Source organism: Caulobacter endophyticus, assembly GCF_003116815.1.
GTDB lineage: Bacteria > Pseudomonadota > Alphaproteobacteria > Caulobacterales > Caulobacteraceae > Caulobacter > Caulobacter endophyticus.
In genome coordinates, this window is the sequence record NZ_QDKQ01000014.1 from 60,605 (window position 1) to 75,265 (window position 14,661).

15 protein-coding genes are annotated in these 14,661 nt (G+C 68.2%); 10 read left to right on the forward strand and 5 right to left on the reverse strand.

Features of this window, described 5'->3' with window-relative positions:
- Positions 1 to 47: 47 nt before the first annotated feature.
- Genes DDF67_RS02290 through rhmD form a run of 3 tightly spaced genes read right to left on the reverse strand, consistent with a single transcriptional unit; the run spans position 48 to position 2,879 of the window.
- Positions 48 to 797 carry an SDR family NAD(P)-dependent oxidoreductase gene (locus tag DDF67_RS02290; protein WP_109099346.1) on the reverse strand — a complete coding sequence of 250 codons (750 nt, stop codon included), beginning with the start codon at positions 795 to 797 and terminating at the stop codon, positions 48 to 50.
- Positions 794 to 1,657 carry a fumarylacetoacetate hydrolase family protein gene (locus DDF67_RS02295; RefSeq protein ID WP_109099347.1) on the reverse strand — a complete coding sequence of 288 codons (864 nt, stop codon included), beginning with the start codon at positions 1,655 to 1,657 and terminating at the stop codon, positions 794 to 796. The genes DDF67_RS02290 and DDF67_RS02295 overlap by 4 nt, the downstream gene beginning before the upstream one ends.
- A 43-nt stretch (positions 1,658 to 1,700) precedes the next feature.
- The gene (gene rhmD, locus DDF67_RS02300) at positions 1,701 to 2,879 is read right to left on the reverse strand and encodes an L-rhamnonate dehydratase (protein WP_109099348.1); all 1,179 of its coding nucleotides are present in this window, start codon (positions 2,877 to 2,879) and stop codon (positions 1,701 to 1,703) included.
- Between the two features lie 213 nt (positions 2,880 to 3,092).
- Here rhmD and DDF67_RS02305 point away from each other — a divergent pair, with 213 nt between their 5' ends.
- The 8 genes from DDF67_RS02305 (at position 3,093) to DDF67_RS02335 (ending at position 10,567) form a co-directional block, all read left to right on the forward strand.
- A complete protein-coding gene (locus tag DDF67_RS02305; protein WP_109099349.1) occupies positions 3,093 to 3,926 on the forward strand; it encodes an IclR family transcriptional regulator in 834 nt (277 codons plus the stop codon).
- Positions 3,927 to 3,959: 33 nt separating this feature from the next.
- Positions 3,960 to 4,721 (forward strand): SDR family NAD(P)-dependent oxidoreductase, encoded by a 762-nt coding sequence (locus tag DDF67_RS02310; RefSeq protein ID WP_058350571.1) that lies wholly within the window; start codon positions 3,960 to 3,962, stop codon positions 4,719 to 4,721.
- Positions 4,722 to 4,736: 15 nt separating this feature from the next.
- Positions 4,737 to 5,876, forward strand: coding sequence for an FMN-dependent L-lactate dehydrogenase LldD (gene lldD / locus DDF67_RS02315; protein ID WP_109099350.1), 1,140 nt, complete (start codon positions 4,737 to 4,739; stop codon positions 5,874 to 5,876).
- Positions 5,876 to 6,670, forward strand: a complete 795-nt coding sequence (locus DDF67_RS02320) for a rhamnogalacturonan acetylesterase (RefSeq protein ID WP_109099351.1) — start codon at positions 5,876 to 5,878, stop codon at positions 6,668 to 6,670. Before lldD ends, DDF67_RS02320 begins: the two co-directional genes overlap by 1 nt.
- Positions 6,671 to 6,865: 195 nt before the next feature.
- Positions 6,866 to 8,095: an SGNH/GDSL hydrolase family protein gene (locus DDF67_RS02325; RefSeq protein WP_146197932.1), complete on the forward strand. Its 1,230-nt coding sequence runs from the start codon at positions 6,866 to 6,868 to the stop codon at positions 8,093 to 8,095.
- A 72-nt stretch (positions 8,096 to 8,167) separates the two neighbouring features.
- Complete coding sequence (locus tag DDF67_RS25425) at positions 8,168 to 8,344, forward strand: hypothetical protein (RefSeq protein ID WP_158277974.1); 177 nt, start codon at positions 8,168 to 8,170, stop codon at positions 8,342 to 8,344.
- Positions 8,345 to 8,442: 98 nt separating this feature from the next.
- Entirely contained in the window at positions 8,443 to 9,768 is a 1,326-nt protein-coding gene (locus tag DDF67_RS02330; RefSeq protein WP_332888311.1) for a serine hydrolase domain-containing protein, read from the forward strand.
- Positions 9,769 to 9,799: 31 nt separating this feature from the next.
- On the forward strand, positions 9,800 to 10,567 hold the full coding sequence (locus DDF67_RS02335; protein WP_109099354.1) for an SDR family oxidoreductase: 768 nt from the start codon (positions 9,800 to 9,802) through the stop codon (positions 10,565 to 10,567).
- A gap of 174 nt (positions 10,568 to 10,741) precedes the next feature.
- Here the strand turns inward: DDF67_RS02335 and DDF67_RS02340 are convergent, their stop codons facing one another.
- Positions 10,742 to 11,587, reverse strand: coding sequence for an arginyltransferase (locus DDF67_RS02340; RefSeq protein ID WP_109099355.1), 846 nt, complete (start codon positions 11,585 to 11,587; stop codon positions 10,742 to 10,744).
- A gap of 111 nt (positions 11,588 to 11,698) precedes the next feature.
- Positions 11,699 to 12,598 carry a flagellar motor protein MotB gene (locus tag DDF67_RS02345; RefSeq protein ID WP_058350562.1) on the reverse strand — a complete coding sequence of 300 codons (900 nt, stop codon included), beginning with the start codon at positions 12,596 to 12,598 and terminating at the stop codon, positions 11,699 to 11,701.
- A gap of 126 nt (positions 12,599 to 12,724) precedes the next feature.
- Between DDF67_RS02345 and DDF67_RS02350 the strand changes: the two genes are divergently transcribed.
- Together DDF67_RS02350 and DDF67_RS02355 are read left to right on the forward strand one after the other, a co-directional pair.
- The gene (locus tag DDF67_RS02350) at positions 12,725 to 13,582 is read left to right on the forward strand and encodes an NAD(P)-dependent oxidoreductase (RefSeq protein ID WP_109099356.1); all 858 of its coding nucleotides are present in this window, start codon (positions 12,725 to 12,727) and stop codon (positions 13,580 to 13,582) included.
- Between the two features lie 3 nt (positions 13,583 to 13,585).
- Positions 13,586 to 14,653 carry an alpha/beta fold hydrolase gene (locus DDF67_RS02355; protein ID WP_109099357.1) on the forward strand — a complete coding sequence of 356 codons (1,068 nt, stop codon included), beginning with the start codon at positions 13,586 to 13,588 and terminating at the stop codon, positions 14,651 to 14,653.
- Positions 14,654 to 14,661: the final 8 nt, after the last annotated feature.

Here is a 14,661-nt window from a genome sequence, read left to right on the forward strand (position 1 = left end):
GACTGCGGGCCTGCCCGTCCCGAGGGGCGGGCAGGCCCGGTATCAAACTAGAAGGTGGTCCGGCCGCCGGACGTGTCGAAGGTGGCGGCGGTGGTGAAGCTGCACTCCTCGCTGGCCATGAAGCAGACCATCGCGGCGCTTTCCTCGACTTCGCCCAGGCGCCCCATCGGGATCTTGCTGCGCATGTAGTCGACCTGGCTCTGCGGCAGCTGCTCCAGGATCGGGCTCTCGAAGGTGGCGGGGGTCAGGGCGTTGGCGATCACGCCCTTGCCGGCCAGTTCCTTGCCCAGCGACTTGGTCAGGCCGATCACGCCCGCCTTCGACGCCGAATAGGCGCTGGCGTTCGGATTGCCTTCCTTGCCGGCGACCGAGGCGACGTTGACGATGCGGCCGTAGCCGGCCGCCAGCATGTGCGGCACCACCGAACGGCAGCAGTAGAACAGGCCGTTCAGGTTGATGTCGATGACGCGCTTCCAGCTATCGAGCGGGAACTCGTGCACCGGAACCGTGGCGCCGGTGATGCCGGCCGAGTTCACCAGCACGTCGATCTTGCCCAGCGCTTCGACGCTGGCGGTCGTGGCCGCGGCCACCTGGGCCTCGTCCGAGACGTCCAGAGCGTAGGTGAAGCTGGCGCCGACTTCCTCGGCGGCGACCTTCAGGGCCTCGGCGTTGAGGTCCCACAGGGCGACCTTGCCGCCTTCGGCGACGATGCGACGGGCGGTTTCCTTGCCCAGGCCCGAGGCGCCGCCGGTGATGACGGCGGCGCGGCCCGCGTAGCGGTTGGCGTAGACGGTCACGAGACGCCTTCCTTGGTCCAGGCGATGACTTCCTGGCGCTGCTCGCCCAGCTTCTCGATGCCCAGGGTCATGACGTCGCCCGGCTTCAGGAAGATCTTTTCCGGCTTCTGGCCTTCGCCGACGCCCGGAGGGGTGCCCGTCGTGAGGATGTCGCCCGGCTCCAGGGTGACGAAGCGGCTCATGTAGGCGATCAGCTCGGCGACGCCGAAGATCATCGTCTTGCTGTTGCCGGTCTGCATGCGCTTGCCGTTGAGGTCGAGCCACATGTCGAGGTTCTGGCAGTCGCCCACTTCATCGGCAGTGACGACCCACGGGCCCACGGGGCCAAAGGTGTCGCAGCCTTTGCCCTTGTCCCACTGAGAGCCCATTTCCTTCTGGAAGGCGCGCTCGGAGACGTCGTTCACCAGCACGTAGCCGGCGACGTAGTCCAGGGCCTCGGCTTGCTCGACGTAGCGGGCGCGCTTGCCGATCACGACGCCCAGCTCGACTTCCCAGTCGCCCTTCTCGGCGCCCTTGGGCAGCATGACCTGGTCGTTCGGGCCGTTGAGGCACGAGATCGCCTTGGTGAAGAAGATCGGCTCGGGCGGGGGCTCGAGACCGGCTTCCTTGGCGTGGTCGGCGAAGTTCAGGCCGATGGCCAGGAACTTGCCGACATTGGCGATCGGCACGCCGTAGCGCGGCGAGCCTTCGACCACCGGCAGGGTGGTGGGGTCGATGGCGGCGATCTTGGCGAGGCCTTCCGGGGTCAGGTCCGCGGCGGTGATGTCGGACACGTGGCCCGACAGGTCGCGGATCTTGCCTTCGGAATCCAGCAGGCCGGGCTTTTCGGCGCCCCGCGGGCCGTAACGCAACAGTTTCATGGTCTTCTGGCTCTAGGGGTAATGGGGGAAGGGGAGGCGCGGCTTACCGCGGATACGGACGGTGCAGGCCGACGTCGCGGTTCAGCTCGACGCCGAAGCCGGGCGCGTCGCCGAGCTTGAGCTTGCCGTTGACCGGAACGGGCTCGCCGATCAGCTGCGGATGGAACATCGGCACGACCTCGTCGGCCTTCGGCGCCATCATCAGGAACTCGGCGAACGGGCTGTTATGGCGCGTGATGACGAAGTGGTAGCTGTACACCGACGAGCCGTGCGGGATCATCATCACGCCCTTGCTGTCGGCCAGGTTGGCGATCTTGATCAGCTCGGTGACGCCGCCGCACCAGCCCACGTCCGGCTGGATGATGTCGCAGCATTCCATTTCCAGCAGCATGCGGAAGCCCCAGCGGGTGGCTTCGTGCTCGCCGGTGGTGACCAGCATGCCGGGAGGGGCGTTCTTCTTGAGGTCGCGGTAGCCCCAGTAGTCGTCGGGGCTCAGGGCCTCTTCGATCCACTTCAGGCCGTACTCGTGGGCCTTGTGCGCCAGCTTGGTGGCGTAGTTCAGGTCCAGCGACATCCAGCAGTCGAACATCAGCCAGAAGTCCTCGCCCACGCGGTTGCGCATGGTTTCGAGCTCTTCGAGGTTCTTGCGCAGGCCCTCTTCACCTTCGGCCGGGCCGTGGTGCAGGGGCATCTTGCCGCCGATGAAGCCCAGCTCCTTGGCCAGGTCCGGACGCGCGCCGGTGGCGTAGAAGGTCAGCTCGTCGCGGACCTTGCCGCCCAGCAGGGCGTAGACTGGCTCCTGGCGCAGCTTGCCGATCAGGTCGTAGAGCGCCAGGTCGACGCCCGAGATGGCGTTCACGACAAGGCCCTTGCGGCCGTAGTACTGGGTGGAGAAGTACATCTGGTCCCAGATCTTCTCGACCTCGGTCGGGTCGCGACCTTCGAGGAAGCGGGCCAGATGCTTTTCGACGATGTAGGCGGCCGGTTCGCCGCCGGTGGTCACCGCAAAGCCGATCGTGCCGTCGACGGCCTCGATCTCGACCACGAGGGTGCCGAGCACGTTGATGCCGAAGCTCTGGCGGCTCTGGCGATACTCGGGATAGCGCGACATCGGGGTGGCGATGTGGTCGTCGATCCAGTGGCCTTCGCCCTGGTCGTGATAGTCGGCGCCGCCCCCGCGGACCACATAGGCGCGAACAGCCTTGATCAAGGGAAGCGGCATCTCGTGCTCCAACCATCGCCCGGTCTCTCGTGACCGGATCTGCCCCTATTAGAGGAGGCGCGCCAGCGGGGCCGCCGAACGACGCGAACGGATGTTCGCGCTACCTCCCCAGAACATCGTATGACACGCTTGTCGCAGGACCCCCGCGACCGAAAGAGTCGCTGACGCGAGCCCTTGTCTTGCGTTCCATATTATGAGAGGTAGTGCTACAAAATGAAACCCAGCACGTCAAGGGGAGCGGAACCGGTGGCGGACGACGAAGGCGCGGCGACCAAGAGCCCAAGCGGCAGCCAGACGCTGTTTCGCGGCCTGGACGTGCTCGACGTGGTGGCCGACGCGGGGGCCATCGGCCTGCCGGCGCTGGCCGCGCGACTCGGGCTGACGCGCAGCACCACGCACCGTCTGGCCACCGCCCTTGTCGAGCGCCGCCTGCTGACCCAGACCCCGCGTGAAGGCTACAGCCTGGGTCCGAAGCTTCTGGAGCTGGGCTACCTGGCCAGCCAGCAGATGGACCTGCCGCGCATCGCGCGCCCGCACCTGGAGAAGCTGTGGGAAGAGCTCGAGGACACCGTCCACCTGGGCGTGCTGGACGACGACCGCGCTCTTTACCTGGACAAGCTGACCGGCCGCCGTCGCATCAACATCTCCTCGCGCGTGGGCGATCGCCAGCCGATCCGCTCCACCGGCCTGGGCAAGGCCCTGGTGCTCGACGATGACGAGAGCCGCTGGCGCACGCTGTATCGCAAGGAAGGCCCGGCGGCCGCCGGCGCGCCGAACGAAGAGCAGTGGATCGCCTGGATGCACGACTATTCGCAGCGCGGCATCGCCTTCGACCTTGAAGAGAATGAAGACCGCATCCGCTGCGTGGCCGCGCCCGTGCGCGGGGCGGGCGGTCAGATCGTCGCCGCGATCAGCGTCTCGGGCGCTGCTCAGTACATGGACGACGAACGGATGGGCGGGCTGGTGGACGACATCCGCCTGGCCGCCGACGCGATCAGCCGCGATCTGGGCTGGAACGGCAAGCGGGGGTCGGGCGCCAAGACCTGACGCCTCCCGCGCGTGAGTGAAGACGGAGGAACTATGCTTCTGAAGGACAAGGTGGTGCTGGTGACCGGCGCCTCGGGCGGGATCGGCAAGGCGGCCGCCATCGGCGCGGCGCGTCATGGCGCCGACGTGGCGATCAACTACCACTCCGACGAGGCCGGCGCGGCCGACGCCGTAGCGCAGATTGAGGCCCTGGGCCGTCGCGCCATCGCCGTGAAGGGCGACGTGGCCCAGGTCGAAACCGCCCAGGCCTTCGTCGACGCCGCGGTCGCGGCCTTCGGCAAGGTCGACGTCTTCGTCAACAATGCCGGCATCTGCCCGTTCCACGCCTTCCTGGACATGCCGCCGGAAGTGATGGAGCGGACCATGAAGGTGAACCTGTTCGGCGCCTATTACATGGTGCAGGCGGCGGCCAACCAGATGGTCAAGCAAGGTCACGGCGGCTCGATCATCGCCGTCTCCTCGATCAGCGCCCTGGTCGGCGGCGGCATGCAGACGCACTACACCCCGACCAAGGCCGGCGTGCACAGCCTGATGCAGTCGACCGCCATCGCCCTGGGCAAGCATGGCATTCGCTGCAACTCGGTGCTGCCGGGCACGATCGAGACCGCGATCAACAAGGAAGACCTCGCCGACGTCGCCAAGCGCGAATACATGAGCGGCCGCATCCCGCTGGGCCGCCTGGGCGAGCCTGACGACCTGGCCGGCCCGATCGTGTTCCTGGCCTCGGACCTGGCCAACTACGTTACCGGCGCGGCCCTGCTGGTCGACGGCGGCGCGTTCGTGAACCTGCAGTAGATCGATCGCCCTTCCATGATCGTCTCGTCGACCACCGACTTCCGTGAGGCTGCGCGGCGCAAGCTGCCGCGCTTCCTCTTCGACTACATCGACGGCGGCGCCTACGCCGAGCGGACCCTGGCCCGCAACGTCTCCGACCTGGCCGACCTCGCCCTGCGACAGCGGGTGCTCAAGGACGTGTCCAAGGTGTCGACGGCGACCAGCCTGTTCGGCGTCGAGCAGTCCATGCCCGTGGTGCTGGCCCCCGTGGGCCTGACCGGCATGTACGCCCGGCGCGGCGAATGCCAGGCGGTGCGCGCGGCTTGCGCCAAGGGCGTGCCGCTGTGCCTGTCGACGGTGTCGGTGTGCGACGTGGACGAGGTGGCGGCGGCTTCCAGCCGGGCGCTGTGGTTCCAGCTCTACGTGCTGCGGGACCGCGCCTTCATGCGCGACCTCCTGGCCCGGGCGGCGGCGGCGGGGGCGAGCACGCTCGTCTTCACCGTCGACATGCCCGTGCCGGGGGCCCGCTATCGCGACGCCCATTCCGGCATGAGCGGTCCCAACGCCGGGGCGCGCCGCATCCTGCAGGCCATGGGCCGGCCTCAGTGGGCGTGGGACGTCGGCCTGATGGGCCGTCCCCACACGCTGGGCAACGTGGCTCCGGTGCTGAAGGGCAATACGGGCCTCGAGGACTTCATGGGCTGGCTGGGGGCCAACTTCGACCCCTCGATCCAGTGGAAGGACCTCGAATGGATCCGGCAGTCCTGGAAGGGGCCGCTGATCATCAAGGGCGTGCTCGACCCTGAGGACGCCAAGGCCGCCGCCGACATCGGCGCCGACGGGGTGGTGGTGTCCAATCACGGCGGCCGCCAGCTTGACGGCGTGCTGTCGTCGGCCAAGGCGCTGCCGGCCATCGCCGAGGCCGTGGGCGACAGGTTGACCGTGCTGGCCGACGGCGGGGTGCGCTCGGGCCTCGACGTGGTGCGGATGCTGGCCCTGGGCGCCAAGGGCGTCCTCTTGGGCCGGGCCGCCGTCTACGCCCTGGCCGCGCGTGGCCAGGCGGGCGTGACCCAGCTCCTGGACCTGATGGAGAAGGAGATGCGGGTGGCCATGGCGCTGACCGGCGTCAATTCCGTCTCCGAGATCGACCGTTCAATCCTGGCGGAGACCCGCTGATGAAGGCCGCCGCCGCCCTCGCACTGGCTCTGGTCATGGGGGCGGCGCCGGCCGCCCTGGCCGACCCAAACCGGATCGTCATCGCCAGCGACTCCACCGCCGCCGACTACAGCGCCCGCAGCTTCCCGCAGATGGGCTGGGGCATGGTGCTGAAGTGCTCGCTGACGCCGGACGCACAGATCGTCAACCTGGCCCGCGGCGGCCGCTCGACCAAGACCTTCCAGGAGGAGGGGCTGTGGTCGGTGCTGATGGCGCAGCTGAAGCCCGACGACACCGTGCTTATCCAGTTCGGCCACAACGACGCCGACACCAAGAAGATCGTCCGCTTCACCGACCCCAACGGGGCCTATGCCGACAATCTGCGGCGGTTCGTGGCCGACGTGCGGACGGCCGGCGCCAAGCCGGTGCTGATCACCCCGATCGCCAAGCTGGTCTTCAAGGACGGCCAGATCCAGGACACGCACGGCCCGTATTCGGCGACCGTGCGGCGCGTGGCGGCGGAAACGAAGACGCCACTGATCGACCTCGACAAGGAAAGCCAGGCCGCTCTCCAGAAGATGGGCGAGGCCGAGGGGGCCAAGCGCTTCATGATCTATTCGGCGGCCGACAAGATCGCCAGCCATCCCGAAGGGATCAACGACACCACCCACCCCAACGAGCTGGGCGCGCGCATGGCGGCCGGCATCGTGGCCAAGGGGCTGAAAGGGGCGAAGGTTCCGGCCTCGAAGCTGGTGCTGCGCGGCGAGGCCGATGCGTCGGCGCGTGGCGAGCCGACTTGCGCGGCCCATCCCTAGGTTTCAGGCAAAAAGAAAGGAGCGACGGCGGGGCCGGCGCTCCTGGACCTCAGAGGGGGAAGTACGAGGTCAGGCAGAACAGGGAAGGATCGATCTTCGATCCATCGATCAATTCTCACAATGTGGACAATTGATCGATATATTGAGAATATCATTGAGGCGGCGGACGTCAACCGCCGTTGTGGGGAAACGCCGATGAACCGTTGCATCCTGTCCGCCGCCTTGGTCCTGGCGCTGGCGCCCGCGCCGCTGCTGGCCGCGCCGAAAGCCCGGCCGGCGGCCGCTGTTTCCGAAGCTCCGGCCTGGCGCAGCGCCTGGGGCAATGCGCCGATCGCGCCGCAGGCCGTGGCCCGGCCGGGCGAGGCCAGAGCCTTCACCGACGTCACTGTCCGCCAGGTGATGCGTCTGAACGCCGGCGGCGAGGCGGTGCGCCTGCGCCTGTCCAACGAACTGAACGAGCGCCCGCTGGCGGTGGGGGCGATCACCCTGGCCCCGGCCGACGCCGACGGAAAGATCCTGGGCCCGCCGATCGCGGTGACGGTGGGCGGCAAGGCCGAGTTCACGATCCCGCCGGGCGCGCCGGTGTTGAGCGATCCGGTGACGCTGCCGGTCAAGGCGATGGACTACGTCTCGGCGGCGATCTTCTACGTCGGGACCCAGGCGCCGGCCGGCCACCGTGTGCGCCTGTTCGTGGCCCCTCCCGGCAACCACGTCGCCAAGGACGCGATCCCGGGCGAGCAGGCCCTCAAAGGTCCGGGCCTGATCAGCGGCGTCGAGGTACGCGGACCTGGCGAGGCGCCGGTGCTGGTGGCCATCGGCGACTCGATCACCGAAGGCTCCGGCTCGACCCCGAACGCCGACAAGGGCTGGCCCGAGCAGCTGGCGGCGCGGCTGTCCGCGCGCGGCCAGGGCTGGAGCGTCGTCAACATGGGTGTCGGCGGCGGACGGCTGCTGCGCGAGGTCTCGGGCCCCAGCGCGCTGTCGCGCTTCGACCGCGATGTGCTGAGCGTGGCCGGCGTCAAGGCGGTGGTGGTGCTGGAGGGCATCAACGATATCGGCCGTCCCGCCCAGCCCGGCTTCGCCGCCGACGCGGTGACGCCCGAAGACCTGATCGCCGGCTACCGCCAGCTGATCGCCCGGGCCCATGCGCGCGGCGTGAAGATCTATGGCGGCGTGATCCCGCCGTTCGAGGGCGCGGCCTACTATCACGACAAGGGCGAGGCCACGCGCCAGGCCGTCAACGCCTGGATCCGCACCGGCGGCGAGTTCGACGGCGTCGTCGACTTCGACGCGGTGCTGCGCGATCCGGCCAAGCCCGGCCAACTGCGCGGCGAGGCCCATGGGGGCGACCACCTGCATCCGAACGATGCTGGCTACGCCCTGATGGCCGAGGCGGCGGACCGCGTGCTGTTCCCGGCCAAGTAGAAAGCGGCGACGCTTGCCGTTCTGGTGGCGATGAGGCTAGCTCCTCGCAGTAACACTGCGAGGACGCTGCTCATGACGACTATCAGGTTGCTGCTGATCTCCGCGGCCGTGCTGGCGACGCCGGCCCTGGCTTATGCCGCCGACGGTGAATCCAAGAATTCGGTGGCGATCATTGCCGCACTGGTGGGCGTATTCACGGGCGTGGGGACGGTGTTGCTGGTGACCTATGCCAAGAACAAGAAAAAGTAGCCTCTTTCCAACCGATCATGCCGCGCCCTTGCCGCGGCGTGATTGCACCTGTCGCAATCCTGGGTAAGGTCGCTTCAAACGGCTGTTTGGGGTGAAGCATGGCGATGCGAGTTGCGGGGCGGCGTTTCGGGCTGGCGACGGCCCTGGCCCTTTCCCTGGCCTGGAGCGGCGCTCCGGCCCTGGCCGCACCGAAGGACCAACTGACCGCCGCCGCGCCGGCCAGCGTCGGCGTCTCGTCCGAACGCCTGGCCCGCCTGGACGCCCTGATGAAGGACCTGGTCGCCAGCGGCCACCTGCCGGGCGCCACGACCATGCTGGTGCGTCACGGCAAGGTGGTCAGCTTCGAGACCTATGGCGCCAGGAGCTTCGGCGGCCCGCCGATGACCAAGGACACGATTTTCCGCATCTACTCCCAGACCAAGCCGGTCACGGGCGTGGCGATGATGATCCTGTTCGAGGAAGGCAAGTGGAAGCTGGACGATCCGGTCAGCAAGTACGTGCCGGAGTTCGCCAACCTCAGGGTCTACAAGGGCGTCAACGCCGACGGCTCGTTCGTGACCGAGGCCGCCGACCGGCCGCCGACCATGCGCGAGATCATGAGCCACACGGGCGGCTTCGCCTATGGCCTCAACCCCGACAACCCGATCGACAAGGCCTATGTCTCGACGGGCGTGCTGGGCTCCAGGAGCGGCCAGGAGTTCGTCGAGAAGGTCGCCAAGCTGCCGCTGGTCGGGCCGCCCGGCAAGCAGTGGAAATACAGCGTTGCGGTCGACATCCAGGGCTTCATCGTCGAGAAGCTGTCGGGCCAGGGCCTGCCCGACTTCATGCAGACCCGCATCTTCGATCCGCTGAAGATGAAGGACACCGGCTTCTGGGTGCCGGCCGAGAAGGCCGATCGCCTGGCCAGCCTCTACGCGTGGAACAGCAAGGAAAAGAAGGTCCAGCCGGCCGAGGGCTTCATGGTGCTGGACGTCACCAAGCCGCCGGTGGTGGCCTCGGGCGGGGGCGGGCTGGTCTCCACCAACGCCGACTACGCCCGCTTCTGCCAGATGCTGCTGAACGGCGGCGAGCTGGACGGAGCGAGGATCCTGTCGCCGGCGACCGTGAAGCTGATGGCCGCCGACCACCTGCCCGACGCCATCCTCGACAATCCGAAGAGCGAGTTCTCCAAGGCCAGCGGCAAGGGTTTCGGCCTCGACTTCATGGTGGTCAACGATCCGGCCCGGGCCGGCACGCTGGCGGGGAAGGGGACCTACAGCTGGGGCGGGGCCGCCGGCACCTGGTTCTGGATCGACCCGGAGAACGACCTCTTCTTCCTGGGAATGATCCACGTGCTGGGCAAGGACGGCGACCCGGCCTTGCGCGACCTCGACGAGCGCGCCGCGACCCTGGTCTACCAGGCGCTCACCCATCCCGAAAAATAAGGCCCGGCAAAGGGCTCACGGAGGAAATCACATGCAGGATCTGTTTTCGCTCGAGGGCCGGGTGGCTCTCGTCACCGGCGGTTCGCGCGGCATTGGCCGGATGATCGTCGAAGGCTTCCTGCGCCACGGGGCGGCCAGGGTCTACATCACCGCCCGCAAGGCCGCGGCCTGCGACGAGGCGGCGCAGGAACTGTCGCAGTTCGGCGAGTGCGTCTCGCTGCCGGGCGACATCTCGACCATGGAGGGCGTGCACGGCCTGGCCGCGCGCATCCTCGAGCGCGAGAGTAGGCTCGACATCCTGGTCAACAACGCCGGGGCGGCCTGGGGCGCGGGCATCGACGAGTTCCCCGAGGCCGGCTGGGACAAGACCGTCGACCTCAACATGAAGACCCCGTTCTTCCTGACCCAGGCCCTGCTGGCCCCGCTGCGCGAGGCGGCCAAGGCCCGGGTGGCCAAGGTGATCAACATCGCCTCGATCGACGGCCTGTCGGTGACCAAGGAGGAGACCTACCCGTACGGCGCCAGCAAGGCCGGCCTGATCCACATGACCAAGCGCATGGCCCTGCGCCTTGCGCCCGAGAACATCGCGGTGTCGGCCATCGCGCCCGGCGCCTTCGCCAGCGACATGAACCGCGTGGCCCGGGATCACGCCGACGCGGTGGCCAAGTTCATCCCCGCCGGCCGCATCGGCGAGGCCGAGGACATGGCGGGCGCCGCGATCTATCTCGCCTCGCGGGCGGGGGATTACGTGGTGGGCGGCACGCTGGCGGTCGACGGCGGGGTGGCCTGGTCGCGGTAGTCTTAGTTCCTCTCCCCTTGCGGAGAGGGTGGCCTCCGAAGGAGGTCGGGTGAGGGTTTGCACGAACGGAGACGCCGCGATGGCTGATCGGCTGTCGCGGCGTTTGCGTCTGAGAGACCCCTCATCCGTCGGCTATCGCCGACACCTTCTCCCGCAAGGGGAGAAGGGGTGCTCTTAAGGCTTGCCCGCCGCCGGCAGTTCGGTCAGGGGGATGGCGTCCGACAGCTCGACTTCGCGGACGGCCGGGGCCGGGGCTGCCCTGGGCGGACGGGCGCCGCGCTCGCGGGCCGACATCAGCGACCAGCCGCCGGGCTTGAGGATTTCCAGCGGCGAGAACCTGGCCTTGTAGGCCATCTTCTCCGAGCCCGGGACCCAGTAGCCCAGATAGACGTATGGCAGGCCGGTCAGGCGGGCCTGGACGATGTGGTCGAGGATGATGAAGGAGCCCAGGCTCCGGCGTTCCTCGGTCGGGTCGTAGAAGCTGTAGACCAGCGACAGGCCGTCGGCGAGCACGTCGACCAGGACGCAGGCCACCAGTTCGCCCGGGCCGCGATCCACCGACGGCCGGCGATACTCGATCAGATGAGTGCGGACAGCGGTGTCTTCGACCATCGCCACATAGTCGGGCCAGGTCATCTCGGCCATGCCGCCGTCGGCGTGGCGGGCGGTAAGGTAGCGGCGCAAGAGCTCGAACTGCTCCAGCGTGGCCTCGGCCTCGACCAGGCAGCGCACCAGATCGGTGTTGCGATTAAGGGCGCGGCGCTCCGAGCGCGAGAATTCGTAGTCGCCGGCCGGCGCGCGGGCCGACTGGCAGGCGCGGCAGGTCTCGCAGGCGGGACGGTAGGCGATGTTCTGCGAGCGACGGAAGCCGACCTGGGTGAGGCTGTCGTTGACGCCGGGGCCGTCGGAAAGAGGCAGGTGGGTGAAGACCTTCCGCTCCTGCCGGCCGGGCAGGTACGGGCAAGGGGTCGGCGCCGTCAGGAAGAACCGAAGCTGTCGCGTCGGAAAATGCTGCGTCACGTCTTCCCAATCCCCTTACGCCCGGCAAGGCCCCCGCCTATGCCGTGAAGACGATTAGGCGGCATGCCGGGCCGTTGTGCAAGCAGGACAAACGCACGACGCGGCGAACGGTCACAGGTTGTCGGGCAGGACGGGCTTTTCGCGTAACAGGACGATGGAAATCCGGCGGTTGCCGGCCAGGGTCGGATCGTCCGCGTACAGCGGTTCGGAGTTGGCCTTGCCCGAGACCTGGTAGATGCGGTCGTCGTCGACGCCGGCGCCGCGGAGAATCTGTCGCGAGGTGTCGGCGCGCTGGGCCGACAGGGCCCAGTCGCTGTCGGCCTTGCGGCCGCGCTGGTCGGCGCTTGTGTGGCCCGAGACGGTGATGCGGTTGGGCAGCTGGTTGATGACCTTGGCCACGGCGCGCAGCAGCAGGCGGGCGCGATCGTTAGGCTCCCGCGAGCCTTCCTTGAACATCGAGCGGCCTTCCTGGTCGACCAGCTGGATACGCAGGCCTTCCGGGGTCTGGTCGATGAGGATCTGCTTCGACAGTTCGGCCAGTTCGGGCATGTCCTGCAGCGACTGGCGCAGGGACTGCGCCGCCGAAGCGAAGCTGTCCTGTTCCTTCTTGGCCAGGGCGTCGCGCAGGGCCTGCTCGCTGGCCGAGTCGAGGCTGGCGGTGGTCGAGGACTGGCCGTCCTGGTTGGTCTGGTCGGGGGCTTCGGGAGCCATCTGCTGGACGACCGACATCTTGCCGTCGGCCTTGGCGCCATCGTCGCCGAGCGAGGTGCCGCCCAGGATACCGCCCGAGCCGCTGGTGCTGGACGAGATCGAGGCTGGGGCGAAGTAGTCGGCGATGCCCTGCTTCTGCTCGGGGCTGGTGGTGTTGAGCAGCCACATCAGCAGGAAGAAGGCCATCATCGCCGTCACGAAGTCGGCATAGGCCACCTTCCAGGCGCCGCCATGGTGCCCATGACCGCCGCCCTTCTTGACCTTCTTGATGATGATCGGCGCTTCGCCGGTCGACGCCATCGTGCTTAAGCCTGCTTAACCCTGTCGGGGCAACCTGCCCGCAGGACGTTAAAATGGCGTTGCGATGCGGGGCCGAAGGGGCCACAGACGGGCCCAAACCGCAGGGTGCGGCAAGGAGTCTCGCGCATGAAGACGGCGTTCATTGGCCTCGGAGTGATGGGCTTTCCGATGGCGGGCCACCTGCAGGCCGCCGGCCACGACGTGACCGTCTACAACCGCACTGCGCAGAAGGCCGCCCGCTGGATGGAAAAGCACGGTGGGACGAGCCAGCCGACCATCGCCGGGGCCAGCCGGGGTGCGCAGCTGGTCGCTCTGTGCGTGGGCAACGATGACGACGTCCGCGCCGTGGTGGGCGAAATCCTGCCCGCGCTGGAAGCTGGCGCGATCATCGTCGACCACACCACCACCTCGGCCAAGGTGGCTCGCGAGATGGCCGACCTGTGCGCCGGCAGGGGCGTAGGCTTTCTCGACGCGCCGGTCTCGGGCGGCCAGGCTGGAGCCGAGAACGGCCAGCTGACCATCATGGTCGGCGGCGACGAGGCGACCTATGCGGCGGCTGAGCCGGTCTTGAACGTCTACGCCAAGGCCATGCGCCGCATGGGGCCGTCGGGCGCGGGCCAACTGACCAAGATGTGCAACCAGATCGCCATCGCCGGGGTGGTGCAGGGCGTGGCCGAGGCGCTGCACTTCGCCAAGCGCGCGGGCCTGCCGACCGACGAGGTGCTGGCGGCGATCTCCAAGGGCGCGGCCCAGTCCTGGCAGATGGAGAACCGCTGGGGGACGATGTCGCGCGGCGAGTTCGAGTTCGGCTTCGCGGTCGACTGGATGCGCAAGGACTTGGGGATCGCCCTGGACGAGGCGGCCAGCAACGGCGCGACGCTCGACATGACCCGGATGATCGACGGCTTCTACGGCGAGGTGCAGGCGATGGGCGGCCATCGCTGGGACACCTCCAGCCTCGTGGCTCGTCTGGAGAAGAAGTAAGCCATGCGCCGTCTCCTGCTGACCCTGGTCGCCTGCGCGGCCCTGTCGCCCATCTCGGCCTTCGCCGCTCCCGCCGTCGCGCCCAAGGACGGCGAGTTCGTGGTCAGGGACTTCAAGTTCGGCTCAGGCGAGACCCTGCCGGAACTGCGGCTGCACTACACGACGCTGGGCGAGCCCACGCGCGACGCGCAGGGGCGGGTGACCAACGCGGTGATGGTGCTGCACGGCACCGGCGGCAGCGGCAAGCAGTTCCTGTCGCCGCAGTTCGCCGACGAGCTGCTGGTCCCGGGCGGCCTGCTGGACCCGGCCAAGTGGTACGTGATCCTGCCCGACGGCATCGGCCACGGGAAATCCTCCAAGCCCTCGGATGGGCTGAAGGCGAAGTTCCCGCACTACGACTACGACGACATGGTGCGCGCCCAGCACCAGCTGCTGGTCGAGGGGCTGAAGGTCGATCGCCTGAAGCTCCTGATGGGCACGTCGATGGGCTGCATGCACGGCTTCGTATGGGGCGAGACCTATCCGGGCTTCGCCCAAAAGCTGGCGCCCTTCGCCTGCCAGCCGGTGGCCATCGCCGGCCGCAACCGCATGTGGCGCAAGATGACCATGGACGCCATCAAGGCCGATCCGGCCTGGAACGGCGGCGACTACACGCAGCAGCCGAAGCAGGGCCTGCGCACGGCGACCGACTTCCTGATCATCGCCGGCGCCTCGGCCCTGCCGATGCAACTGGCCCTGCCGACCCGCGAGGCGACCGACAAGGCCCTGGAGGCCGATTTCAACCGCCGGATCGCGGGGCTGGACGCCAACGACCTGCTCTATCAGGTGGATGCTTCGAGGAATTACGACCCGTCGGAGGGGCTGGAGAAGATCGAGGTTCCGGTGCTGTGGATCAACTCGGCGGACGACTTCATCAACCCGCCTGAGCTCGGGATCGCCGAGCGTGAGGTGAAGCGGCTGAAGCGCGGTGAGTTCGTGCTGCTGCCGGCCAGCGAGAAGACCAAGGGCCACGGCAGCCACACCTGGGCGGTGCTGTGGAAGGATCGGCTGGCGGCGTTTCTGGGGAAGTAGTGTCGAGG

What these genes read in the sequence shown, in the direction of transcription:
- DDF67_RS02320 (WP_109099351.1), top strand. Translation starts at nt 5,876, where the DNA reads ATGAAGGCCGCCGCCGCCCTCGCACTGGCTCTGGTCATGGGGGCGGCG.
- DDF67_RS02335 (WP_109099354.1), top strand. Translation starts at nt 9,800, where the DNA reads ATGCAGGATCTGTTTTCGCTCGAGGGCCGGGTGGCTCTCGTCACCGGC.
- rhmD (WP_109099348.1), bottom strand. Translation starts at nt 2,879, where the DNA reads ATGCCGCTTCCCTTGATCAAGGCTGTTCGCGCCTATGTGGTCCGCGGG.
- DDF67_RS02330 (WP_332888311.1), top strand. Translation starts at nt 8,443, where the DNA reads ATGGCGATGCGAGTTGCGGGGCGGCGTTTCGGGCTGGCGACGGCCCTG.
- DDF67_RS02325 (WP_146197932.1), top strand. Translation starts at nt 6,866, where the DNA reads ATGAACCGTTGCATCCTGTCCGCCGCCTTGGTCCTGGCGCTGGCGCCC.
- DDF67_RS02295 (WP_109099347.1), bottom strand. Translation starts at nt 1,657, where the DNA reads ATGAAACTGTTGCGTTACGGCCCGCGGGGCGCCGAAAAGCCCGGCCTG.
- DDF67_RS02345 (WP_058350562.1), bottom strand. Translation starts at nt 12,598, where the DNA reads ATGGCGTCGACCGGCGAAGCGCCGATCATCATCAAGAAGGTCAAGAAG.
- DDF67_RS25425 (WP_158277974.1), top strand. Translation starts at nt 8,168, where the DNA reads ATGACGACTATCAGGTTGCTGCTGATCTCCGCGGCCGTGCTGGCGACG.
- DDF67_RS02305 (WP_109099349.1), top strand. Translation starts at nt 3,093, where the DNA reads ATGAAACCCAGCACGTCAAGGGGAGCGGAACCGGTGGCGGACGACGAA.
- DDF67_RS02355 (WP_109099357.1), top strand. Translation starts at nt 13,586, where the DNA reads ATGCGCCGTCTCCTGCTGACCCTGGTCGCCTGCGCGGCCCTGTCGCCC.
- DDF67_RS02350 (WP_109099356.1), top strand. Translation starts at nt 12,725, where the DNA reads ATGAAGACGGCGTTCATTGGCCTCGGAGTGATGGGCTTTCCGATGGCG.
- DDF67_RS02310 (WP_058350571.1), top strand. Translation starts at nt 3,960, where the DNA reads ATGCTTCTGAAGGACAAGGTGGTGCTGGTGACCGGCGCCTCGGGCGGG.
- lldD (WP_109099350.1), top strand. Translation starts at nt 4,737, where the DNA reads ATGATCGTCTCGTCGACCACCGACTTCCGTGAGGCTGCGCGGCGCAAG.